This window comes from Rhodococcus sp. Q, assembly GCF_005503035.1.
GTDB lineage: Bacteria > Actinomycetota > Actinomycetes > Mycobacteriales > Mycobacteriaceae > Rhodococcus_G.
Genome location: NZ_SCOY01000017.1, coordinates 1 through 24,002, shown reverse-complemented (window position 1 = coordinate 24,002; position 24,002 = coordinate 1). Strand labels below are relative to the sequence as shown.

General features: G+C 67.9%; 15 protein-coding genes. 4 read left to right on the top strand and 11 right to left on the bottom strand.

Translation table 11 applies throughout. From position 1 onward, the window contains the following. From FFS72_RS16555 to FFS72_RS16535, 5 genes are all read right to left on the bottom strand, one after another. Entirely contained in the window at nucleotides 1-858 is an 858-nt protein-coding gene (locus FFS72_RS16555) for an MlaE family ABC transporter permease (RefSeq protein ID WP_137874972.1), read from the bottom strand. After that, nucleotides 858-1,667 carry an MlaE family ABC transporter permease gene (locus FFS72_RS16550; RefSeq protein WP_050063898.1) on the bottom strand — a complete coding sequence of 270 codons (810 nt, stop codon included), beginning with the start codon at nucleotides 1,665-1,667 and terminating at the stop codon, nucleotides 858-860. Before FFS72_RS16550 ends, FFS72_RS16555 begins: the two co-directional genes overlap by 1 nt. 204 nt (nucleotides 1,668-1,871) lie before the next feature. Next, on the bottom strand, nucleotides 1,872-3,461 hold the full coding sequence (gene fadD5, locus FFS72_RS16545; protein WP_137874971.1) for a fatty-acid--CoA ligase FadD5: 1,590 nt from the start codon (nucleotides 3,459-3,461) through the stop codon (nucleotides 1,872-1,874). 166 nt (nucleotides 3,462-3,627) lie between these two features. Further along, nucleotides 3,628-4,476 carry an enoyl-CoA hydratase gene (locus FFS72_RS16540; protein WP_249353369.1) on the bottom strand — a complete coding sequence of 283 codons (849 nt, stop codon included), beginning with the start codon at nucleotides 4,474-4,476 and terminating at the stop codon, nucleotides 3,628-3,630. Continuing rightward, on the bottom strand, nucleotides 4,473-5,453 hold the full coding sequence (locus FFS72_RS16535; protein WP_171018719.1) for an NAD(P)H-dependent flavin oxidoreductase: 981 nt from the start codon (nucleotides 5,451-5,453) through the stop codon (nucleotides 4,473-4,475). Before FFS72_RS16535 ends, FFS72_RS16540 begins: the two co-directional genes overlap by 4 nt. 362 nt (nucleotides 5,454-5,815) lie before the next feature. On the opposite strand from FFS72_RS16535, the gene FFS72_RS16530 reads away from it, so the two are divergent. Then, nucleotides 5,816-7,042: a TetR/AcrR family transcriptional regulator gene (locus tag FFS72_RS16530; RefSeq protein WP_137874969.1), complete on the top strand. Its 1,227-nt coding sequence runs from the start codon at nucleotides 5,816-5,818 to the stop codon at nucleotides 7,040-7,042. Nucleotides 7,043-7,054: 12 nt separating this feature from the next. Here the strand turns inward: FFS72_RS16530 and FFS72_RS16525 are convergent, their stop codons facing one another. From FFS72_RS16525 to FFS72_RS16515, 3 genes are all read right to left on the bottom strand, one after another. Continuing rightward, nucleotides 7,055-8,464, bottom strand: a complete 1,410-nt coding sequence (locus FFS72_RS16525) for a wax ester/triacylglycerol synthase domain-containing protein (RefSeq protein WP_249353368.1) — start codon at nucleotides 8,462-8,464, stop codon at nucleotides 7,055-7,057. 71 nt (nucleotides 8,465-8,535) lie between these two features. Beyond that, the gene (locus tag FFS72_RS16520) at nucleotides 8,536-9,939 is read right to left on the bottom strand and encodes a wax ester/triacylglycerol synthase domain-containing protein (RefSeq protein ID WP_137874968.1); all 1,404 of its coding nucleotides are present in this window, start codon (nucleotides 9,937-9,939) and stop codon (nucleotides 8,536-8,538) included. A gap of 128 nt (nucleotides 9,940-10,067) precedes the next feature. Continuing rightward, nucleotides 10,068-11,588 carry an aldehyde dehydrogenase family protein gene (locus tag FFS72_RS16515; RefSeq protein ID WP_137874967.1) on the bottom strand — a complete coding sequence of 507 codons (1,521 nt, stop codon included), beginning with the start codon at nucleotides 11,586-11,588 and terminating at the stop codon, nucleotides 10,068-10,070. Between the two features lie 228 nt (nucleotides 11,589-11,816). On the opposite strand from FFS72_RS16515, the gene FFS72_RS16510 reads away from it, so the two are divergent. Together FFS72_RS16510 and FFS72_RS16505 are read left to right on the top strand one after the other, a co-directional pair. Next, nucleotides 11,817-12,962: an acyl-CoA dehydrogenase family protein gene (locus tag FFS72_RS16510; RefSeq protein WP_137874966.1), complete on the top strand. Its 1,146-nt coding sequence runs from the start codon at nucleotides 11,817-11,819 to the stop codon at nucleotides 12,960-12,962. 59 nt (nucleotides 12,963-13,021) lie between these two features. Then, nucleotides 13,022-13,720: a GntR family transcriptional regulator gene (locus FFS72_RS16505; RefSeq protein WP_137874965.1), complete on the top strand. Its 699-nt coding sequence runs from the start codon at nucleotides 13,022-13,024 to the stop codon at nucleotides 13,718-13,720. A gap of 68 nt (nucleotides 13,721-13,788) precedes the next feature. On the opposite strand, the gene FFS72_RS16500 is transcribed toward FFS72_RS16505, so the two are convergent. Then, nucleotides 13,789-14,169 carry a hypothetical protein gene (locus FFS72_RS16500; protein ID WP_137874964.1) on the bottom strand — a complete coding sequence of 127 codons (381 nt, stop codon included), beginning with the start codon at nucleotides 14,167-14,169 and terminating at the stop codon, nucleotides 13,789-13,791. Nucleotides 14,170-14,436: 267 nt separating this feature from the next. Here FFS72_RS16500 and asnB point away from each other — a divergent pair, with 267 nt between their 5' ends. Then, the gene (asnB, locus tag FFS72_RS16495; protein ID WP_137874963.1) at nucleotides 14,437-16,107 is read left to right on the top strand and encodes an asparagine synthase B; all 1,671 of its coding nucleotides are present in this window, start codon (nucleotides 14,437-14,439) and stop codon (nucleotides 16,105-16,107) included. A 79-nt stretch (nucleotides 16,108-16,186) separates the two neighbouring features. Here asnB and FFS72_RS16490 read toward each other — a convergent pair whose 3' ends face one another. Both FFS72_RS16490 and FFS72_RS16485 read right to left on the bottom strand, forming a co-directional pair. After that, complete coding sequence (locus FFS72_RS16490; RefSeq protein WP_137874962.1) at nucleotides 16,187-16,423, bottom strand: MbtH family protein; 237 nt, start codon at nucleotides 16,421-16,423, stop codon at nucleotides 16,187-16,189. Nucleotides 16,424-16,472: 49 nt separating this feature from the next. After that, nucleotides 16,473-24,002 (bottom strand): non-ribosomal peptide synthetase (locus FFS72_RS16485; RefSeq protein WP_137874961.1); only part of this gene is annotated, 7,530 nt, incomplete at its 5' end.

The window sequence follows — 24,002 nt, the reverse complement described above, 5'->3', positions numbered from 1 at the left end:
TCAGATCCCCAATCCGGGGATCTGCGGCACGAGACCCCACAGCGCGAACGTCATCAGCACGTCGAGAATCCCGATGGCGAGGATCGCGGTCCGCAGGGCCCGTCCGGCCGCCTGCCCGACGCCGGACGGTCCGCCGGACGCGTAGTACCCGTAGGCGCAGTGCACGAGTGACACCACCGCCGCGAAGACGACGGCCTTGAGCGCGGAGTAGACCAGGTCCTGCGGGGACAGTGCCAGGTGGAAGAAGTAGTCGTAGGTTCCCGCGGAGGCACCACCCCAGACCACGATGACCAGGCGTGTCGAGAGGTAGCTCGCCAGCAGACCGACCATGTAGATGGGGATGACGCAGACCATCGCCGCGAGCACGCGGGTGCTGGCGAGGAACGGGATCGATCGGATGGCCATGGCGTCGAGGGCGTCGATCTCGTCGGAGATCCGCATGGCTCCGACCTGAGCGGTGAATCCGGTGCCGACCTTCGCGGCGAGTGCGATGGCAACGACGACGGGTGCGAGTTCGCGGGTGTTCGCGATGGCCGAGAGCATCCCGGACATGGTCGTCATGCCGACCAGTTCGAGACCGCGCTGGGTCTCCACGCCGAGCATCATCGCTGCGGCGAGCGACATCGCGAACACGATGCCGATGGTGCCGCCGCCGGAGAGCACGGAGTTGGTGCCGAAGCTGACCTCGCTGATCTGGGCGAGAACGTGCTTGCGGTAGTGGATCAACGCGAACGGCATCGACGCGATCGTCTTGCAGTAGAAGGTGACGTGCCTGCCGATGGAGGCGAGCCCGTCGACCACCCGATGAGCGGGAGCCGTGGCACGGCGGAGCCGGTAGCGGACGTCGATGTCGACCATCAGTACGCCCCGACCGCAGGCACGATCACCGTGTACAGCGCGGACAACGCGGTGTTCACGATGAACACCAGCGCGAACGCGATGACGACGGCCTCGTTGACGGCGTCGGCGACTCCGCGAGGACCACCCTTGGTGTGCAGACCCTTGAACGTGGCGACGAGGGTCGACGTGAGACCGAAGACCGCGGCCTTCACCAACGCCATCACGAAGTCGGACATGCGGCCGTACTGACTGAAGGTGGACATGAACGTTCCGGCAGGCAGGTGCTGCACGTAGATGTGGTACAGGTAGCAGGCGATCACGCCGCCGAACGTGACCATCGCGCACAGTGCGAGTGAGACGACGACCGCGGCGACCAGGCGGGGTGCGACGAGGCGCTCGATCACGTCGAGGCCCATGACCTCCATCGCGTCGATCTCCTCGCGAATCTTCCGCGAGCCGAGGTCCGTACAGATCGCGGAGCCGGCGACGCCTGCCATCATCAGGGCGCAGACGAGCGCTGCGGCCTGTCCGACGATGATGAACGCGACGACGGCGCCCGAGTAACCACCCGCGCCGATCCGACCTGCGAGTTCACCGACGGAGACGGCGATGAACACGCCGATGGGGATCATCAGCAACAGCGAGGGGCCGGTGCTCACTCGTCCGATGAACAGGGTCTGGGTGACGGTTTCGCTGATCGAGAGCCGCCGGGCGAACACGGCCCTGATCAGCGCCACGAACGACATGACCGCGAAGCCGATCAGATAGCCACCCTGATTCGCGACATCGCGAAGCGGTCCCTTGGCCGCGGGCAACTCGTACGTCACCTGCGCTCCCCCCTGTTTCGGTCGAAGTACGTTCGACTCTCATATATGTGAATCAGGATTCGCATAACACTATGTGGACGGGGTGAGGCCGACAAGGGGTTCGCCACCGCGCACACCTGCAAGTTCGCCCCGCACCCCCGAGGAAAACCCGCACCGCCGGTGGCGCCACGGTCGCGAAACCACGGCACCACCGGTCGAACAGCGTCAGCCGACGCGGACACCCTCGGTGCCGTGGGACTTGCGGAGGTCACCCTTGACGACCTTGCCGCTGGCGTTGCGCGGCAGCGCGTCGACGATCACGAGCTCCTTCGGATGCTTGTATCGCGACAGGACACCGTCGAGGTAGGCGGCGAGCTCCTCGAGGGTGAGGCCCTCGGTCACCGACTCCTTGAGTGCGACCACCGCGACGGGAACCTCGCCCCACTTCGGGTCGGTGCGCCCGATCACCGCGGCCTCGAGAACCTTCGGGTGGCCGAACAGTGCGTTCTCGACCTCGGCGCAGTAGATGTTCTCGCCGCCGGAGATGATCATGTCCTTCTTGCGGTCGACCACCCAGACGAAGCCCTCCTCGTCCTGCTGAACCAGGTCGCCCGAATGGAACCAGCCACCGGCGAAGGCGTCCGCCGTGGCGGCCTCCTTGTTCCAGTAGTGGCTCATCATGGTCGGTCCGCGATACACGATCTCGCCGACCGAGCCGACGGGGACGTCGTTCATCTCGTCGTCGACGACGCGGGCCTGGATGGTCGGGATGACCTTGCCGACGGAACCGAGCTTGCGCAGCGCGTCCTCACCGTCGAGCACACAGGTGATGGGCGACATCTCGGTCTGGCCGAAGACGGCCACGTTGACCGCATTCGGGAAGGTGTCGGCCATCGCGCGCAGCACCGTGTCCGAAGCCGGGGCGGCGCCCCAGCTGATCACGCGCAGCGCGAGGTCACGGTCCTTGACACCGGGAATCGAGCACATGGCCTGCCACTGGACGGGCACGAGGAACGCGGTGGTGACCCGCTCCGACTCCCACACGTCGAGCAGTTCGACCGGGTTGAACGCGCCGAGCGGGTGGATGACGGTCGGCACACCGAGCTGCAGGCTCGGCGCCATGCTGCCGAGTGCGGCGATGTGGAACATCGGCGAGGCGCAGAATCCGACGTCGCCGTTCGAGCGGATGCCGAGCGCGCGGATGCACGTCTGGGCCTGGGCCTGCATGTTGGCGTGCGAGAGCACTGCGCCCTTCGGGCTGCCGGTGGTGCCCGAGGTGTACATGATCAGCGCCGGAATGTCCTCTGGCAGATCGACGGCCGGACGGGGGTCACCGGACTCGGCGACGAGATCCTCGTAGCCCAGGGCGCCGTCGGCGGTCTCGCCGCCTGCGACGATGGTGACGGCGAGCTCCGGAACCTGCTGGCGCACCGCGGCGACGAGCGGGGCAAGCTGACCGTCGGTGACGACGACCTTCGAACCACTGTCGGTGACGATGTAGGCCATCTCGGGCGGGGTGAGGCGAAAGTTCACCGGAACGGCGATCGCGCCGAGCGCGTTGATCGCGAGCACGGCCTCCATGTATTCGGTGCGGTTGAGCATCACGATCAGCACGCGGTCGCCGAAGCCGACACCGCGGCGGTGCAGGGCGTCCGCGAGGGCTTCGCTGCGGCCGTGCAGATCGGCCCAGGTGGTGGTCGCGCCGAGGAAACGCAACGCGGTCTCGTCGGGACGCATCAGAGCGTGGGTCGCGACCTGATTGTTCCAGTGATTCCTGCGGGACTGGAGGGGCTGTGTGAGGAGATCGGGTGACATCGTCGTGGCCTTCCCTGTCACGGAGCTGAACGGCGCGGTGGGGGCGCCTCTCCGGCTGTGGTCGATTATGGCAACGAAGCGGCCGGTATGGGCCGTTTTGTTAACAAGTATTCGCAAACTCGGACACTACTGTCCCGGCATGTGTTCCGGGGGTGCTACGTGACGTTCAGGAGCCGAAGCTGGGCTTGCGCCTTCCGAGCATCGCGGCGGCACCCTCGGCGAAATCGGCCGATCCGAGGAGTTCGATCTGACCCTCGGTCTCGATCTCGAACGCGGCCTCGACGCGAGCGAGAGTTGCTGCGGTGATCGATCGCTTCGTCAGTTCGAGCGCTCGCCTCGGTCCCGCCGCCAACTTCGCGGCGACCGCGTCGACGTGCGCGCCCAGGTCCTCGACAGGGAGCACCCGGGTGATCAGACCCGCGGCGTGGGCGTCCTCCGCCCCGAGACGCTCACCGAGCAAGGCCATCTCGGCGGCGCGGGCCCTGCCGATCGACGCGGGCACGAGCATGCTCGAACCGCCGTCGGGCATGAGACCGATGTTGACGAATGCCAGCAGGAAGTACGCCTTCGGTGAGGCGTAGGTGAGGTCCGCGGCGAGCGCGATCGACGCGCCGACACCGGCTGCGGCGCCGTCAACCTGCGCGACGACCGGAACCGGCGCCGTCAGGATCGCTCGGACGACCCTGTTCGCGGTGTCCATGACCACGCGAGGGTCGGTCGCGGGCCCGGTCGCGGCGGCCATCAGGTCGGCGCCGGTACTGAAGGGTCCACCTTCGCCCGCGAGCACGATGACACGGACGTCGCGGTCCGCGGCGCGGGTCTCGACGAGATCCCCGAGGGTGCGCATCGTGTCCAGGTCGATCGCGTTCATCCGCTCCGGGCGGGCGATGGTGATGCGCAGGACGCCTGCGTCGTGGGAGACGACCAGCCCCCCGATCCGCTCGACGGTTGCCCCGCTCGGCGCGACGTCGTGCTCGGCTTCACTCGGCACAACGGCACCGCTCGCCTCGGTCATCGGGTCGCCCCGGCGATCCCGGCGAGCCGGCCCGCGATGATGCTTTCGGCCTCTGCGACCATGCGGGACACCAGCTCTCCGACCGTGGGGACGTCGTCGATCAGACCCTGACACTGGCCTGCGGTCCAGATACCGGCGTCGAGATCGCCGTCCTCGAAGACCTTCCGGCCACGGGCGCCTGCGACCAGCTCGCGAATGTCCTCGAAGGTGGCGCCCCCGCGGGATTCGATGTCGACGACCTCACTGCTGACAGCGTTGGATGCGACGCGCGCGGTGTTGCGCAGGGTGCGGAAGATCAGCTTGGTGTCGAGTTCACTGTTGGCGACGATCTGGCGCTTGACCTCGTCCGCGACCGGCGACTCCTGGGTGCACATGAAGCGGGTGCCCATGTTGACGCCCTCCGCGCCGAGCGCGAGCGCCGCGACCAGGCCGCGCGCATCGGCGATGCCACCCGAGGCGATGACCGGAATGCGGACCTGAGCGGTCGCGGCCGGGATCAGCACGAGGCCGGGGACGTCGTCCTCACCGGGATGGCCTGCGCACTCGAATCCGTCGATGCTGACCGCGTCGACGCCGACCCGCTCGGCCTTGATGGCGTGCCGGACGCTGGTGCACTTGTGGATCACCTTGACGCCCGCGTCCTTGAAGTGCGGGAGGTGGTCCACCGGGTTGGAGCCGGCCGTCTCGACGACCTTGATGCCGGACTCGACGATCGCCTGCCGGTACTCCGCGTACGGCGGCGGGGTGATCGACGGCAGGATCGTGAGGTTGACACCGAACGGCTTGTCCGTGAGGTCGCGGCAGCGTGCGATCTCCTTGACGAGATCCTCCGGAGTCGGCTGCGTCAGAGCCGTGATGAACCCGAGTGCACCCGAGTTGGCCACCGCGGCAACCAGTTCCGCGCGGCCAACCCACATCATTCCACCCTGGACGATGGGGTGCTCGACTCCGAACACCTCCGTGAAGCGAGTTCTCAACACGTTGATCCACCTCCCCGCCTGCAGCCGCCGGACCCGTGTCCGGCGCTGCGGCGATTCATGCTTGCGGTCATCTGCTTTCGATCACTCCTGGAATGCGGCGCCCCGCCCTCACATTCGTCGGGGACGAAACGGGCGAAGCGGACGCAACGGGGGTGAGATCCGTCACGAACAAGTGCGAATTCGCGTTAACTTTCGTCGACGGTCCGCGTACTGTCAAGAGTGAATCAGTCAGTGAAACGGGAAATCCGAAGCCGCGCCCCCACCGGAACCGAGATCGGCGCCGGAGAAGGACGGCTCGCACTCGTCGGAGGCCGATCATGCGCTCCGCTACCATTCCCCCGGAGAATTCAGGAGGCCCGATGACGCAATCGACCCGCAGTCGGTCGGTTCCGGACCCGTCGGCACCTCGCAAGCGTCCGAAGAACCGCAAGGCACAGATCGCGCTCGTCGCGGCGGAGGCCTTCAGCGAACGCGGCTACCACGCGGTCGGCGTCGACGACATCGCCGCGCGACTCGGCATCTCGGGCCCGGCGCTCTATCGGCACTTCCCCAACAAGTACGCGCTGTTCGTCCAGGCCGCACTCGGCACGGTGGGATCCCTGCGCGAGAAGGCGGAGGGCGCAGTCGAGGCCAACCCGGACGCAGGCCCGGAGCAGCGCCTCGACGCCGTGGTGAACGCACTGCTGTCCACCACGATCGAGAACCGCACCACGGGTGGGCTCTACCGCTGGGAAGGCCGGTACCTCCAACCCGACGACCGGGCTCTCATGCGGGCCGACTTCGCGGCGCTCAACGAGATGCTGACGGTGCCGCTGCGGGAAATGCGCCCCGAACTGACCGAGGGCGATGCCGCGGCGATCGCGGCGTCCACCCTCAGCGTCATCGGCAGCATCACCGCGCACCGAGCACCACTCGCCAACCGGCGCACCGAGAAACTGCTCCGCAGCGCGGCATGGGCTGTCCTGCGCTGCGACCTCGCGGCGGCGACTCCGGCGCGGACGACGATCGACGACCCGGCCGCGGGCGGACTGTCCGTGACGTCGAAGCGCGAACTGCTTCTGACCGAGGCCATGAAGATCTTCGATCGACGCGGGTACCACGAGTCCAGCATCGAGGAGATCGGTGCGGCGGCGGGAATCAACGCGTCGAGCGTCTACCGGCACTTCCCCAGCAAGGCAGACCTTCTCGCGGCCGCGTTCTACCGTGCCGCGGACCGGCTCGCGGTCGCGACCCAGTCCGCACTCGGCAGCACCTCGGACCCCGCCGAAGCGCTCGAGCGCCTCACTGGCGCGTACATCGACCTCGCGTTCGCCCAGCCCGACGTGATCGCGGTGTACTTCGCCGAGATCGGCAACCTGCCTGCGAGTGAACGCACCAGCCTCCGCAACGTCCAGCGCCTCCACATCGAGGAATGGGTCAATCTGCTCACCGCAGTGCATCCGGAACGTCAGCAGGCGGAGGCACGGTTCCTCGTCCACGCCGCGCTCGGGCAGACCCTCGACGTCGGCAGGCAGATGCGGTTCGACACCGGTGCGATCGCCCGTGGCCGCATGCAGACCCTCATGCTGACCGTGCTGCACAGCTGAGGCGGCTCGCTCTCACGCTGTCGAGAACGCCGCGTCCCTCAGCTCGGTGTACGACTTCCGGATGAGCTCCGCGTAGCGCCGGGAGTCCGTCAGCAGTGCGGGATCTGCGGTGATGTTGAGGGCCAGCACGTCACCGGTGGAGCGGACCGAATGCGAGGTGCCGGTTCCGTCGAGGTTGGTCGTGCCGAAGCCCGCCACCGCGGTCATGTCGACCAGACGCAGTGGTGTCGCGCGGCGCGGCACGCTGGTGACGAAGGTGTTGAACGGCCGCCCACCCTCGCTGTCCCCGTCGGACGGTGTTCCGCAGCGTTGCTCCAGCGCTCGCGCGACCCGGAACATCCAGCCCGGCAGCACGAAATCGACGGCGAGAACGGCGGCCTCGGCAGGGACGGACATGCGGTTGCGTTCGCCGAGGACCGCGGCGCGCACGGCGCGGGCTCGGGCGACCGGATCCGCGATGTCGGAGTTCAGGCCGACCACCGTCATCACGAACTGGTTGTTCGAATCCGACGTCGGTTGCGTGCCACGAACCGTCATCGGCACCGACGCCGCCAATGAACCGCCCGGCACCTCCCCCTGTTCGACGAGGTACGCCCGCAATGCACCGCCCACGATCGTGAGGATCAGGTCGTTGACGGTGACCTCGCCGATCCGGGCCTTGATCTCCTGCATCTCGGCCAGCGAGAAGACCTCCACCTCGTGGACTCGGGCGGAGCCGACCGGCCCGTCCAGCGAGGTCGGCGTGCGGCGTTGCGGCGGAAGCGGATACGACGCGGTCTCGCGCTCGGACAGCTGCGCCCGACGCTTCTCCTTCGCCGTCCTGGCCGCAGCGACGAGCTGCGCGATTCCGCGGGGAATGCCCGCGACCGCGCGGGCGACCAACTCCAGGTCCGACGGGACCCGACCACGCCGGGTGTCGGTGGGCTCGACGTCCGCGACGTCGCCACCGAAGAGCGCGGTGATGGCCTGCGCGCCCGCTACCCCGTCCGCGGCGCAGTGGTGGATCTTGATCGCGACGACGGTGACGGGACCGGACGTTCCGGGCACCTCGTCCACGCGGTCCACGACATGGAGTTCCCAGAGCGGGCGACCGTCGTCCATCGGTGTGCTCGCCAGTGCCGCCAGGAACCCGCGCAGCCCGTCCCACGACAACGGGCCGTAGAAGCTCACCTGGTTGGCGACGTCGAAGTCCGGGTCCTGCACCCAGTACGGGCGGCCGAGGTCGAGTGGTGTGCGCACGAGACGCCGGCGGAGGTCGGGCAGGGTCGCGTGGTCCTCGACCCACCGCGCGATCTCATCACGGGTCGGCGGCCGGGAAGTCCCGTCGACCGGCGCGAAGGCGTACGCCGACACGTACGCCTGCCGGAACCTGGCGCTGTCCGAGTAGAGGAACCATGCGTCCTGGGGCGACAACTGCTGCACGTTCCGGCCTCTCCTGGAGAGCACCCTCGCGAATCTCAGGTGCCGGCGTTCATGTCGGGTGTTGCCAGGGCTCAGCTGTCCACGCTCTGCCGCGCCGCATCGCGAAGCTCGGCGTACGACTGGCGGAGGAGCTCCGAGTACCGCCGGGAGTCCGTCAGCAGTTCCGGATCGGCCGCGGTGTTCAGGCCGAGCCGCTCTCCGATCGCCCCGACCGCGTGCCCGACACCCGTCCCGTCCAGCGGTCCGATACCGAACGAATGGACACAGGTGGTGCCGGCGACCCGCACCTCCGCGATGTCGCGGGGCACGCTGCTGACAAAGGTGTTGAAGGGCCTGCGAACGCCGGCATCGGTCCCCCGCCACGTCCGGATTCGGCGGACGGCCCGGAACACCCAGCCCGGGAACATGTATTCCACGTACGCAACGGCCGCCTCGGCGGGCACACCGAGACGAGTGCGCTCACCGATCACCGCGTCGTGAACCGCGCGGGCCCGGGCCACCGGGTCCGCGATGTCGGTTCGCAGATCGACGATCATCATCACGAACCTGTTGTTCGAGTCGGCACCTGCACCGGTCGCACGAATCGACATCGGCGCGGACGCGGACAGCGAGCCGGACGGCGGGTGCCCCTGCTCGACCAGGTACGCGTGCATCGCACCACCGACGACCGTGAGCATCAGGTCGTTCACGGTGACGCCGCCGATCCGCGCCTTGACCTCCTGCACTTCCGGCAACGAGAAGTGCTCCGCCTCCAGCACCCGTCGCGGACCGACCGGCCCGTCCAGAGGCGTAGCCGTAAGGCCTTGCGGGGGAAGCGGATACGTCGCGTTCGCGCGGGACACCTCGAGTGCACTCCAGTTCGCGCGCGCCCTCCTGACAGCGGCGACGGTGTCGACGACCGTGCGAGGCACGCGAGCGAGCGCACGCACGACCAGTTCGGCCGAACCCGGCACCCGGTCGCGACGCGTCGGCCCACCGACGTCCGAAGGCAGCGCATCCCCGAACAATGTCGTCGTCACCGCGCTGCTGCCGACGCCGTCGATCATGGCGTGGTGCATCTTCATCACGACCAGCATGGCCGGGCCCTCGGTGTCCGGCACCCCGTGCACGCGATCGATCACGTGCATCTCCCACAGCGGGATCCGTTCGTCCATCGGCTCGGTGGAGATGTCCGCGACCATCGTCCTGGACTCGTCCCAGCCTCGCTCGCCGTGGAAGTGGAGGTGTCGGCCGACGTCGTAGTCGGGGTCGTCGACCCAGTACGGATGATCGAGATCGAGGGGTACCCGCACGAGCCGCTGACGGAGGACGGGAAGGACCGCACGCTCCTCGAACCAGCGAGTGATCTCGCCCCGATCCGGCAGTCGCCCGGCGGCGGCGTCGGGCACGAGGACGTACGCGGACATGTACGCCTGACGGGAACGCGGCGTGTCGACGTACACGAACCAGGCATCCTTGGCCTTCAGCTGGCGCACGGGTGCCTCCTGTTCGAGTCGTGTACCCGGGGTGGGCAGAGATCGACCGGAACGAAGCGTATAGCGCAAAAGCCGTCTGCGCCGGGTGGACATTCACCCAGCGCAGACGGCTGTTCGATGCTGCGGACTCAGCCCTTGCCGTGCAGTGTCTTCAGCATCCAGGCGGCGATCTTCATGTCACGAGCCTTGCGCTCCATCGTGAGCAGGTTCAGCGGGGCCTTGAACTTCTGCCGGGTGACGGCCTTCGGACGCGTGAACTCGCGCAGCCCGTCGGCACCGTGGATGCGACCGAATCCGGATTCTCCGACGCCACCGAACGGCAGCGCCGCGACTCCCGCGAATCCGAGAACCGAGTTGATCGACACCATGCCGGTGCGCAGGTTCTCGGCGGCCTTGACCGCTCGGGCCTTGTCCTTCGTGAAGATCGACGCGCCGAGCCCGTAGTTCGCCCGGTTGGCCTTCTCGACGCCGTCTTCGAGGTCGCGCATCCGGTTGACCGCGAGGAGTGGACCGAAGGTCTCCTCGGTCATGGCGGAGCTGTCCTCGGGGACGTCGCCCAGGATGACGGGGTCGATGTACGGCTCGCGCAGCGACTCGCGTCCACCGAGCAGCGCGTGGGCACCCTTGTCCAGTGCGTCCTCGACCTGTCCGCGCACGATGGCGTTCTGCCGGTCGAGCGTCATCGGACCGTACGAGGAGTCCTTGTCGCCGCCAACGCGCAGTCGCGACGCCTTGTCGGTGAGCTTGCGGACGAAGGCGTCGTAGACCTCGTCGGCGACGTAGATCCGCTCGACACCGGCACAGGTCTGCCCGGCGTTGCCCATGCCGCCGAACACGGCGAAGCTCGCCGCGACGTCGAGGTCCGCGTCGGCTGCGACGAGCATCGCGTCCTTGCCGCCGCCCTCGGCGACGAGCGGGGTGAGAGTCTTGGCGCAGGCGGCCATCACCTTCTTGGCCGTGGGACCGGAGCCCGTGAAGGCGACCTTGTCGACGCCCGCTTCGACGAGCGCACCGCCGGTCGCGCCGTAGCCCGTGACGACCTGGAACACGGGCTGATTGGGGACGAGCGCCTTCCACTTGTCCTCGAGCCACACGGCGACACCCGGCGTCAGCTCGCTCGGCTTGAAGACGATGGTGTTGCCTGCCGCGAGCGCGTAGGAGATGGAGCCCATCGGCGTGAACACCGGGTAGTTCCAGGGGCCGATGACACCGACGACGCCGAGTGGCTGGTAGTAGAGCGTGGATTCCTGGTTCGCGCTGACCAGCCCCGACGGAACCTTCCTGCGGCCCAGCACCTTCCCGGCGTTCTTGGACGCCCAGTCGAGGTGCTCGACGGCGAGCATGATCTCGAGGATCGCGTCGTCGACGGGCTTGCCGGTCTCGGCGGCCATGACGCCGGCCAGGGACTGTGCGTCGCGAGCGATCGCGGCCTTCCACTTCTGGAGCCACTTCTTGCGGCCGTCGAAGCCGAGCGCCGACCACCACACCGAGGCCTCACGGGCGCGTGCCACGGCGGCGGCCACATCGTCGGCGTCGTGGATCGGGTACTCCGCGAGCACACTGCCCGTCCGCGGGTCGAGGGAGGCGAAGGTGGTTGCGGCGTCGGGCGCCTCGGCGGTGCTCGGCTTGTTGTCGGTCCCCTGGGACATGGGGGTTTTCCTCCGTCGGTGTGGCGATCGAGTCGGGTCCGGCCTGGTACCTGTCGATCCTCGCGGATTCACGCACTTCCGGCCCGAAATCACATCACATATATTTGATTTGTCTTACTGTTGTGGCCGTCACACTAGGCCGTGCCCGAGCGACAGGCAAGATCTCACCGCGCCGAGTTCGCCGACGTGCCAGGTGCACGACCACCACCCTTGACCACGGGAGAGACGATGAGCGTCGACTTCACCACCGAACAGCGAGCCTTCGCGCAGGCCGTCGCGGACTTCTGCAAACGGGAAGCGGGGACGCGGGAAAAGCGCGACAAACTCACCGGCAACGGCGCGCACAACCACAACCAGGGCGTCTACTCCAAGATGGCCGACCTGGGATGGCTGGGCCTGACGGTCCCCGAGGCGTACGGCGGCTCCGACGCGACCATGGTCGACATGTGCATCCTGCTCGAGGAGACCGCTCGCGGGATGGCACCGATCGGAGCGATCGGCCCGACCCTGATCACCGGCGGCGCGTACGCGAAGTTCGGCACCGAGGCGCAGAAGGAGTCGGTCCTGCGGGGCATCGTCGGCGGCGTGTCCCAGTCGATCTCGATGTCCGAGCCGGAAGCAGGATCCGACGTCGGCAACCTGAGTACGAAAGCGGAGAAGACCGCCGACGGTTGGGTCGTCAACGGCCAGAAGACGTGGTGTTCGAACGCGCACATCTCCGAGAACATCCTGCTCGTCGCCCGCACCAGCCGTGGCGAGAACAAGCACGAGGGACTGACGATGTTCCACGTGCCCGCGAACACACCAGGGCTGAAGATCAGCCCGATCGAGCTGATGGGCGGCCAGAAGGAGACCAACGACCTCTACTTCACCGACTGCGTCCTGCCCGAGGACGCGGTGGTCGGCGAAGTCGGCGGTGGCTGGCGACAGCTGATGACCGGTTTGAACTTCGAACGGCTCATTCTGTCCGCCATGGCGCTCGGCGCCGCCGAGCGCGCGTTCGAGGACGTGCTCGGCTTCGTCTCGCAGCGCAAGCAGTTCGGTCGGCCCATCGGCACCTTCCAGGCCCTGCGACACCGCATCGCCGACCTCGCCACCGAGATCGAGTGCACGAAGCTGCTCGTCTACAGCGTGGCGCGTCAGGCCGACGCGAATCCCGACATGATGCTCCCGCGCGAGGCATCGATGGCAAAGCTCAAGGCCACCGAGACCGCGCGGCGGGTCGCACTCGACGGAATGCAGATGATGGGCGGCTACGGCTACGCCGCCGAGTTCGACATGGAGAAGCACGTCCGCTCGGCACTGGTGTCCACGATCTTCGGAGGCACCAGCGAGATCCAGCGCGACATCATCGGCAAGACCTACGGCCTCTGAACGACCGCGGAGGCCACGCCTCCCACCGCCTATGCTGAACCGCCGGAAGGAGGCGCCAAGTGACCACGACAGGCAAGGACCGCGGTGCTACGGCGGGGCGAGCGCTGCATCGACGGCCGCAACTCTCGGACGACGTCGCGGCGCACGTGCGCGGGCTCATCATGTCCGGCGTGGTCCGACCGGGCGACTACATCCGGCTCGACGAGACCGCGGCAGACCTCGGTGTGAGCGTCACCCCTGTTCGGGAGGCGTTGCTGACCCTCCGCGGGGAGGGCCTGGTCGAGCTGGTCCCGCATCGCGGTTACGTGGTGGCCCCGCTGACCCGGGCGGACGTGCACGATCTGTTCTGGCTGCAAGGGCAGATCGCCGAGCAGCTCGCGATCCGCGCAACGCCTGCGGTGACCCCTCAGGTGCTGGGCGAGATGCGCGACGCGAAGGACCGCCTGGCGAAGGCGGTGGCTAACGGCGACGCCGCCCAGGTCGAGGACCTCGAATTCGGGTTCCACCGGCTGCTCAACCGGCTCGCGGCGGCGAACAAGCTGTCCTGGTTCCTGCTGGGCGCCCTGCGGTACACCCCGGCGCATCTGTACTCGTCGGATGCGCAGTGGGGTGCGACCGCCGTCGCCAGTCACGAGAAGCTGATCGCGGCACTCGAGGCCGGGGACGCCGCGGAGGCGGGACGGATCACTCGGGCCCATTTCGCCGACGGCGCGGAACGGCTGCTCGCGCACCTGGAGAAAGCCGGCATCTGGGAGTGAACCGCCCGATAACGACGGAGGCCGCGCCCGGGTACACGCGGGCGCGGCCTCTCTCGCTGCGTACCGGGTTACCAGACGACCGCGATGACAACGTTCACGACGGCGAGGATGCCGATCACATGGGCGAGCGTCGCGGTGGAGTTGACCGTCACGGCCGCGGCACCACCGGCCGCAGCAGGCTCCTCCTTCGCCTTGCGCAGGCCGAGCACCGCTGCGACGAGGATCACGATCGCGATGACGAGCTTGATGCCCACCTTCATGTGGTTCAGGTCGGCGTCGTTCGCCTCGTTCAGGCCGACCAGGGCGAGACCGGAGACCACCTGCAGGATCGCGCCGTGCAGCATGCCCGGGATCACCCGCGGCGCCTTGAGCACGGTCATGTAGCTGCCGATGATCGCGGCGAGGCCGATGAAATGCAGGATCAGGAAGATGTCGATGGCTGCGGTCATGCCTGCATCGAACAGGTCCCGAGAGGACCTGTAAAGGAAGGATTGCCTTTGCCGGGCAACCAGGAAACCACGCCTGACGAGCACTGGACAGCTGTCCAGGCAATGTTGTCTAAACCGGACCGGCGGGACCCTACTTCCGAGTACTGTCACTGAACCGAACGGGGCGGCGAGCGCACAGCCTCGGCCCGCACAACAGCCGACGACTCGCCACTCCGAACCCTCACACCATCGTCCCGCGACACCCGCCGTGGCAAGGAGTCAATTTCCGTGTGTTCGATCTTCGGCATCTTCGGACTACACCCCGACGAAGACCTTGCTGCGCTGAGGGTCCGAGCCGTCGAGGCGTCCCGACGGCAACGCCACCGTGGACCCGACTGGAGCGGAGTGTTCGCCGATGACGGCGCGGTGCTTGTCCACGAACGCCTCGCCATCGTCGACCTCACGAGCGGCGCGCAGCCGCTGCGGTCCCGCGACGGACACCTGGCGCTGGCCGTCAACGGTGAGATCTACAACCACCGGGAGCTGCGCGCGGGCCTGGACTACGACTTCACCACCGAATCGGACAGCGAGGTGATCAACGCCCTGTACCGCACCGGCGACGACGACTTCGTCAGCCGACTCAACGGGATCTTCGCGTTCGCGTTGTGGGACGCCGACCGCCGGCGGTTCCTCATCGCGCGGGACCCGGTCGGGGTGTGCCCGCTGTACTGGGGCCACGACGCCGACGGGCACCTGCTCGTCGCCTCGGAGATGAAGGCGCTCGCCGACCTCTGCGCCGACGTCGCGCAGTTCCCGCCGGGGCACGTGTACGACGGCGCGACCGGCGAACTGCGCCGCTACTACGACAAGCCGTGGCGCGAGTACGCCGCCACGAACGGAACCCGTGTCGACGCGACCGAGCTACGCGAGTCTTTCGAGCAGGCCGTACGGCGCCAGCTGATGACCGACGTCCCGTACGGCGTGCTGCTGTCCGGCGGGCTCGACTCGTCCCTGGTCGCGGCGTGCGCCGCCAAGTTCGCCCGCGAACGCATCGAGGACGACTCGCGAACCGAGGCGTGGTGGCCGAACCTGCACTCGTTCGCGATCGGCCTGGCCGGATCCCCCGACCTGGCCGCAGCGCAGCTCGCCGCGGACATGCTCGGCACGCAGCACCACGGGTTTGTCTACACCTTCGAGGAGGGCCTCGACGCCCTGCCGGAGGTGATCCGGCACATCGAGACCTACGACGTCACCACCATCCGGGCGTCGACGCCGATGTTCCTGCTGGCCCGGCGAATCAAGGCGATGGGTGTGAAGATGGTGCTCTCCGGCGAGGGAGCCGACGAGATCTTCGGCGGCTATCTGTACTTCCACAAGGCCCCGTCCGCGGAGGCGTTCCACGAGGAGACGGTCCGCAAGATCGACGCGCTGCACAACTACGACTGCCTCCGGGCGAACAAGGCGATGATGGCGTGGGGAGTGGAGGCCCGAGTCCCGTTCCTCGACCTCGAGTTCCTCGACACGGCAATGGGAATGGACGCGCAGTACAAGATGGCCGGCGAGGGAAGGATCGAGAAGGCCGTCATCCGCGAGGCATTCGACGGCGCACTGCCCGACCGGATCCTGTGGCGGCAGAAGGAGCAGTTCTCCGACGGCGTCGGCTACGGGTGGATCGACGGCCTCAAGGATCACGCCGAGATCGTCGTCAGTGACACTGAGTTCGCCACCGCGGCCGAGCGGTTCCCACACAACACGCCTGCCACCAAGGAGGCATTCCTGTACCGCTCGATCTTCGAACTCCACTTCCCCGGCGATGCATGCGCGGCCTCCGTGCCGGGCGGCAAGTCGATCGCCTGCTCGACTCCCGCTGCACTGGAATGGGATCCGGAGTTCGCGGCGATGGCCGATCCGTCCGGGCGCGCCGTCCGGGGCGTGCACGACCAGGCCCTCGCCGGATAGCACCACGCCGCGACGACCGACCGAGGAAACGGGAAGGGGCTCCAGCCATTCGGCTGGAGCCCCTTCCCGTTGTGTGCGGTCAGCTGTCGAGCGCAGCTCTCTCGCCATCGGCCGCCATCGCAGCGATCAGGCTCTTCGGACGCATGTCCGTCCAGTTCGCCTCGACATACTCAACACACGACTGCCGCGACGCCTCACCGTGCACCGTGGTCCAGCCTGCCGGCACGTCGGCGAACGTCGGCCACAGCGAATGCTGACCCTCGTCGTTCACCAACACCAGGAACTGGCCACTCTCGTCGTCGAAGGGGTTGCTCATGGAATTACCTCTCTCATACTGATCTTGTCTTGCGCTCGTGCCTGTCTCGTCAGAACTGGCTGTCGTCGGCAGTGTCGACGGCGCCCTCCTCGACCACCCAGAAGGACTCGAGAACCTCGCCGATGCGGGCCAGGGAGTCGGGCGACGCCATTTCCCAGTGCGTCGACTCGACCGGATGGTTGTCGATCTGCCCCTCTATTGCGTTGTCCCAGCTCATCGCTCCCGACGCACCGGTCGGATCGTCACTCATCGCGGTGAAGTACACGAGGTCACCCTTGAACACCCGCGGCTGGTGCTGCGCAATCAGCGAAGTGGAGTGTTCCGCGGATTCCAGTGCCTTGGCGATCTGTTCCGGGCCGAATGCGTTGAACGGCTCCGGAAGACCCGCCACCAATTCGGCCACCGCATCCACGGACAGTGCCGCGTCCACGTCGACACCCTCGAGTTCCGCGGTGGGCAGCAGCAGCCCGAGCAGATCACGCGTGTTCATCTGACGGGCGGTCGCAGCTCTCCCGTGATCGACGTTGACGAAGCTGTCCATCATCGACAGCAGCGCAACTTCCTCGCCCTCGGACTGCAGTTGAACCGCCATCGCGTGGGCGATGACGCCGCCGAGCGACCAGCCGAGGAGGTGGTACGGCCCCTCGGGCTGGACCGAGCGGATCTCCCGCACGTAGCGGTCGGCCCACGCCTCGATCGACTCGGGCAACGGGCCCGCCTCGCTGAGCGCGGGCGCCTGCAGACCGTAGATTCCGCGCGACCCGTCGAGATGCTGCGTCAGCCCCGCGAACGCCCATGACAGGCCGACGACGGGATGGACGCAGAACAGCGGTTGAGCAGTCGATCCCTCGCGGATCGGCAACAGGACGTCGAAGGCGCTCGCGCTGCCGCCGTCGCCCCCTGCCCGAACCCCGTCGATCCGGGCCGCGAACGAGCCGACCGTCGGTTCGGCGAAGAGCCACATCAGCGAGACCTGGATGTCCAGCGCGGCGCTCAGCCTGGACACCACCCGAGTGGCGATCAGCGAGTTGCCGCCGAGGTCGAAGAAGTTGTCGTCCATCCCGACCCGCTCGACACCGACCACCTCGCCCATCACCTCGGCGACAGTCTGTTCCACCGGAGTCGACGGGGCACGGTACTCGGCGGCCACGAACTCCGGCACCGGCAACGCCTTCCGGTCCACCTTGCCGTTGGCACTCAACGGCAAGCGCTCGAGCACCATCACCACAGACGGAACCATGTACGCAGGCAAACGCATCGTCAGCGACGACCTGAGATCGACGACGTCGACGGTCTTTCCCGAGTCCGCCACCACGTACCCCACCAACCGGTCACCGGTGTGCGGATCGGAGTGCATGACCACGACGGACTGCCCGACCGCATCGTGCTCGAGCAACACCGCTTCGATCTCGCCGAGTTCGAGCCGCTGACCCCGCAGCTTCACCTGGAAGTCCGACCGCCCGATGTACTCCAGGTTGCCGTCCACATTCCAGCGCACCAGGTCACCCGTGCGGTACATCCGTTCGCCGGGCCCGGCGAACGGGTTCGCGACGAACCGGTCCGCGGTCAGGTCGAACCGACCACCGTAGCCACGACCCACACCGGCGCCGCCGACGTACAGCTCGCCCTCCACACCGGCGGGGACCAGCTGCATCCGACGGTCCAACACGAACAGGTCGATGTTCGGGATCGGATGCCCGATCGGCACCCCGGTGACGTCCGAAACCGACGCATCCTGGAACGACACCACGTCCGACGCCTCCGTCGGGCCGTAGCTGTTGACCACTCGCAGACCGGAGTTCATCAGCGCGGCGAGCTTGCCGACCTTGATCGGCTCACCACCGAGGAACACGACCTCGAGCGCGGACAGCACCCCGTCGACATCGCTGTCGACGACGGACTCGAACGCACTCGGGGACATGTTCGCCACCGCCACGCCCCCGCCGCCGACGATCCGCAGGACGTCCCACGGGTCGAAGCCGTCGGCCGCGAGGTGAATCGTGCAGCCCGAGGTCAACGCCGCCCAGACGTTCTTCTGGGTCAGGTCGAAGCTCGGCGACGACGCGATCAGCAGTCCGCCACCGGCCGGCAGTTCGCGGCGGTACCACGCGAGTGTGTTCTCGATGCCGGCCATCGGCACCAGCGTCGGCTTCGGCTTGCCCGTCGAACCCGACGTGGAGATGACATAGCCCAACCGACGACCCGCACCGGCCTCACGCCACCGATCGACCGGACGCACCGAAGGCGCTGCGGCCCCGACGAACTCGTCCAACGCGACAACGGCGACCGAGAGCTCACGAGCCGCTTCGCTCACCACGCAGCGAGCGCCGGTGTCCTCGAGGATCGACTCGATCCGGTCCACCGGATAGGTCGGGTCGACAGGCGCGTACGCTGCCCCGGCCTTCCAGACCGCGAGCATCGCCACAACCCATGCCACCGCACGCGGCAGCACCAACGCCACGACGTCATCGGTACCCACGCCCAACCGGATGAGCTCGAGGGCCAGGACCGTCGAACGCTCGTCGAGTTCCGCATAGGTCAGCGACTCGTCACCCGACACCACTGCCGTCACGTCCGGGCACACGTCCGCCCGGCCGGCGAACAACGACACCGCCGACTGCTCGTCAGCGTGTGTCCGGCGCCCGCGCGACCACCCGAGCACCTGTTCGCGCTCGGGCGCGCCGAGCATCTCGACGTCGCCGAGCGGAACGGACAGGTCCGCCGTCATGGCCACCAGGATCCGCGAAAACCGGTCCGCGAACGAGGCGACGGTCGCCTCGTCGAACAGATCCGTCGCATAGGTGAACTGGGCCGTCAGGCCCGCCGCCTCACCCTGTGCACCGACGTTCTCCGAGATTGTCAGCTGCAGGTCGACCTTCGCGACGGCCGCATCGAACTCCACCGCGGACAGGGTGAGTCCGGGCAGTTCGAACGAGTTCTGCGCGAGGTTCTGGAAGACCAACATCACCTGGAACAGCGGATGACGGGCCTGCGACCGGGTCGGATTCAGTACCTCGACGAGCCGCTCGAACGGCACGTCCGCGTGACCGAACGCCTGCAGGTCCGACTCGCGCACCTGCGACAGCAGCTCCTCGAAGGACGCACTCGGGTCGATCTCGGTCCGCAGGACCAGCGTGTTGACGAACATGCCCACGACGTCGTCGAATGCCCGCTCGCCGCGACCCGCGACGGGGGAACCGATCGCAATGTCGCCGGTCCCCGACAACCGAGCCAGCATCACTGCCAGCGCCGCGTGCACGACCATGAACAGCGTGCCGTGGTTCTCCCGAGCAACGCGGTTGAGACCCTCCTGGACCCCCGCGTCGACCGAGAACGTGTAGGTCGCGCCACGGTTCGAGGCGACGGCCGGACGCGGCCGGTCCATCGGCAGGTCCAATTGGTCGGGCAGGCCGTCGAGCGCCTCCTGCCAGTGTCCGAGCTGCCGGGAGATGGGCGACTGCGGATCGTCCTCGCTTCCGAGCACCTGACGCTGCCAGAGCGTGTAGTCCGCGTACTGAACCTCGAGCGGCGTCCAGGCCGGCGACGTCCCGGCACTGCGTGCCAGGTACGCCATCACCAGGTCCCGGGTCACCGGTGCCATCGATGCGCCGTCCGCGGCGATGTGGTGAACGACCAGTACCAGCACGTGCTCCTGGACCTCGCCGGCGCCCTCGATCCGGAACAGCTCGGCACGCACCGGCACCTCGGCGGCGACGTCGAAGCCGTTGCCGACCACGTCGAGCACCCGCGCCAGCACCTCGTCCGCACCGATCGACACGGGTGTCAGCGGCAGCGACACCTCCGACGCGGGCAGGATCTCCTGGTAACCGACCCCGTCGAACTCGGGGTAGACGGTGCGCAGGCCCTCATGTCGCTCCAGGACGTCACCGACCGCGGCCTGCATCGCTTCAACATCCAACTCGCCCACCAACCGCACCGCGAACGGAATGTTGTTCACTGCGGAATTCGTGTCGAACCGGTTGAGGAACCACATCCGCTGCTGGGCCAGCGACAGCGGGATCCGCCCGTCACGCAGCCCCGCGATCGGTGCGATCCGCCCACCCGTGCCGGCAGCCTCGTGCACGCTGACGGCCAGGGCCTCCACGGTCGAGACGTCGAACACCATCCGGACCGGAATCCGTGCATCGATCGCGGCACCCAGCCGTGCCGCAACCTGCGCGGCAACCAGCGAGTTTCCGCCCAGCTCGAAGAAGTCGTCGTCCAACCCGACCCGTTCGATCCCGAGCACGTCGGCGAACACCTCCGCCACCAGGTGCTCGGTGGCGGTGGACGGCGCACGGAACTCCCGCGCCTCGAACACCGGCGCCGGCAGCGCCTTCCGATCCAACTTGCCGGACGAGTTCAGGGGGAACTCGGCGAGCACCGTCACCGACGCGGGCACCATGTAGCTGGGCAGCGAGTTGGCAGCGAAGGACTTGATCTCGGCTACCTCCAGGCTCGCCCCCGGCGTCGGCACCAGGTAGGCCACCAACTGGTCACCGGTCGCGGTGGCCACCACCAGCACCGCCGCCTGCAGCACCGACTCGTGTGCCAGTAGCGCCGTCTCGATCTCACCGAGCTCGATCCGCTGACCGCGGAACTTCACCTGGAAGTCGGTGCGCCCGATGTAGCCGAGCTCGCCGTCCTTGCCCCAGGTGACCAGGTCACCGGTCCGGTACATCCGCTCACCCGTCGCGGAGAACGGGTTCGCGACGAAGCGATCGGAGGTCAGGTCCACCCGGCCGAAGTAGCCGCGCGCCAGTTGGGTGCCGGCCAGGTACAGCTCACCGGGCACCCCGACCGGAACCGGCCGAAGACGCGCGTCCAACACGTAGACCTGCGAGTTCCACTGCGGCCAGCCGATCGACACCGCACCCTGGTCGCCGCCGGTGACCTCGCGGTAGGTGATCGACACGGCGGCCTCGGTCGGGCCGTACAGGTTGTGGACCGCCGCGGACGAGACCCGTGCGAACTCGCGCACCGTCTCGACCGGCAGCGCCTCACCGATCACGAACACCTGGCGCAGTGAGGCGAGATCGTCCGCAGACACCGACGCCGAGAAGACGGTCAGCATCGACGGCACGAAGTCCGTCACCGTCACACCGTGCTCGGCGATCCTGGCCGCAACGTAGCCGGGATCGCGGTGCCCGTCCGGCGTCGCGACCACGAGCTGCGAACCCACCCGCAGGGGCATGAAGAAGCCCCAGAGCGACACGTCGAATGTGGTCGCCGTCTTCTGCAGGTACACATCCGAGGCGTCCAGCCGGTACTCCGACTGCATCCACTCCATCTGGTTCACGATCGCGGCATGCGAGACCGCGACGCCCTTGGGCTTGCCCGTCGAACCCGACGTGAAGATCACGTACGCCGGATGGTCGGGCCGCAGCGTCGTCACCCGCTCCCCCGCCTCGACCGGCGCCTCGGAGAAGCCGGACAGCTCCAACTCGTCGATCCGGAGCACCGACCGGTTCCCGGCGCCGGCGAAACCGTCCCGCGCCGTGGTCAGCACGCACACCGGATCCGCCGTGTCGAGGATGTGTCCGATCCTGTCGATCGGGTGATCCGGATCGACCGGCACGTACGCGCCACCCGCCTCGAGCACCGCATAGATTCCGATCACCAAGTCCAGTGACCGGCGGACAGCCAAGGCAACCAAGGACTCTGGGCCGACGCCCTCGGCGATCAGCCGGCGCGCGAGCCGGTTGACCCGTGCCGAGAACTCTCCGTAGGACAGCGACTGTCCCTCGAAGACCAGCGCGGTCGCATCGGGCGAGAGCTGCACCTGACGCCGGAAGCCGTCCAGCAAGAGCTGGCCGGCGGGCAGGTCGTGCCCCGTCTCGTTCCACTTCTCCAGCAGCACACCACGTTCGGCGGGCTCGAGCAGTTCGACATCGCCGACCACTGTGGTCGGATCGGTAACCATCGCCTCGAGGATCCGGACGAACCGGTCCGCAAACGTCTGCACCGTCGACGGATCGAACAGCGCCGTCGCATAGGTGATCCCGCCCGACAGACCTGCCGGAGCGCCGTCCTCGTCGTACCGGTCGGCCACGATCAGGTTCAGGTCGAACTGCGAGACCTCACCCTCGAAGTCCACCGCCGCAAGGGACAGCCCCGGCAGCTCGAACTTCGTCGCGGCGATGTTCTGGAACGAGAAACCCACCTGTGTCAAGGGATGCCGCGCGGTGGACCGCGTCGGGTTCAGCACCTCGACCAACCGCTCGAACGGGACATCCGCGTTCCCGAACGCGCCCAGGTCCGTTTCCCGCACCCGAGCAAGCAGTTCCGCGAAGGTCTCCGCCCCGTCAACCTCGGTCCGGAAGACGAGCGTGTTGACGAACATGCCGATCATGTCGTCCAGCGCCGCCTCGCCACGCCCGCCGAACGGCGTGCCGACGGCGATGTCGCCGGTGCCCGAGGACCGAGCCAGCAACACCGCGTATGCGGCATGCACGACCATGAACAGGGTCATGTTGTGTTCGCGCGCCAGCTCGCCGAGTCGTCGATGCAGGTCGCTGTCCACATCGAATCCGACCTGGCCGCCGTCATACGACTGGACTGCCGGCCGCGGCCGGTCCGTCGGCAGGTCGAGCTGGTCCGGCAGGCCGGCCAGTGCCGACTTCCAGTAGCCCAGCTGCCTGGCGATCAGCGACTCCGGATCCGACTCGGAGCCGAGCACCTCCCGCTGCCACAACGTGAAGTCCGCGTACTGCACCGGCAACGGCGCCCAGTCCGGGACCACCCCGGCGGAGCGGGCCGCGTACGCCACCATCAGGTCCCGGGTGAACGGTCGCATCGAGGCCCCGTCCGCCGAGATGTGGTGCACCACCACAGCCAGGACATGCTCGACCACGCCGCCCGGCACGGTCTCCGCGCCGTCGACGCGCAACAGCAGTGCGCGCACCGGCACCTGCTCGGTAACGTCGAAACCGGCCTGCAGGAACTCCCCGACCACCGTGGTCACCTCGGACTCGGCGACCACGACGGGCGACAGGTCCGGCACCGCACCGTCGGCAGGAAGGATCACCTGAACCGGGCCGTCCGCCGTTGCCGGGTACACCGTGCGCAGCACCTCGTGCCGGGCAACGACATCGGCAACCGCAGCCTGCAACGCATCGACGTCGAGAGCACCCGACAACCGGATCGCCACCGGAATGTTGTACGCCGCCGACTCCGAGTCGAACCGGTTCAGGAACCACATCCGAGACTGCGCCAACGACAGCGGCAACCGCTCCGGACGTTCCCCTGCGACCAGTGCCTTGCGACTTCCCTGACCGCCGAGCTCCGCGACCCGTGCTGCCAGTCCGGCAACCGTGGAGTCCTCGAAGATCTCGCGCACCGGCACCGTGGTGTCCAGTGCGGCGCCGAGACGAGCAGCCACCTGCATCGCCACCAACGAATTGCCACCCAACGCGAAGAAATCGTCGTCGAGACCAACCCGCTCCGACCCGAGCACCTCACCGAATACCGCCGCCACAACCTGCTCGGCCTCGGTAACCGGCGCCCGGAACTCCGCCGCCTCGAACACCGGAACAGGCAACGCCTTCCGATCCAACTTGCCCGACGAGTTCACCGGGAA

What these genes read in the sequence shown, in the direction of transcription:
- FFS72_RS16555 (WP_137874972.1), bottom strand. Translation starts at nt 858, where the DNA reads ATGGTCGACATCGACGTCCGCTACCGGCTCCGCCGTGCCACGGCTCCC.
- fadD5 (WP_137874971.1), bottom strand. Translation starts at nt 3,461, where the DNA reads ATGTCACCCGATCTCCTCACACAGCCCCTCCAGTCCCGCAGGAATCAC.
- FFS72_RS16540 (WP_249353369.1), bottom strand. Translation starts at nt 4,476, where the DNA reads ATGACCGAGGCGAGCGGTGCCGTTGTGCCGAGTGAAGCCGAGCACGAC.
- FFS72_RS16530 (WP_137874969.1), top strand. Translation starts at nt 5,816, where the DNA reads ATGACGCAATCGACCCGCAGTCGGTCGGTTCCGGACCCGTCGGCACCT.
- FFS72_RS16515 (WP_137874967.1), bottom strand. Translation starts at nt 11,588, where the DNA reads ATGTCCCAGGGGACCGACAACAAGCCGAGCACCGCCGAGGCGCCCGAC.
- FFS72_RS16510 (WP_137874966.1), top strand. Translation starts at nt 11,817, where the DNA reads ATGAGCGTCGACTTCACCACCGAACAGCGAGCCTTCGCGCAGGCCGTC.
- FFS72_RS16500 (WP_137874964.1), bottom strand. Translation starts at nt 14,169, where the DNA reads ATGACCGCAGCCATCGACATCTTCCTGATCCTGCATTTCATCGGCCTC.
- FFS72_RS16490 (WP_137874962.1), bottom strand. Translation starts at nt 16,423, where the DNA reads ATGAGCAACCCCTTCGACGACGAGAGTGGCCAGTTCCTGGTGTTGGTG.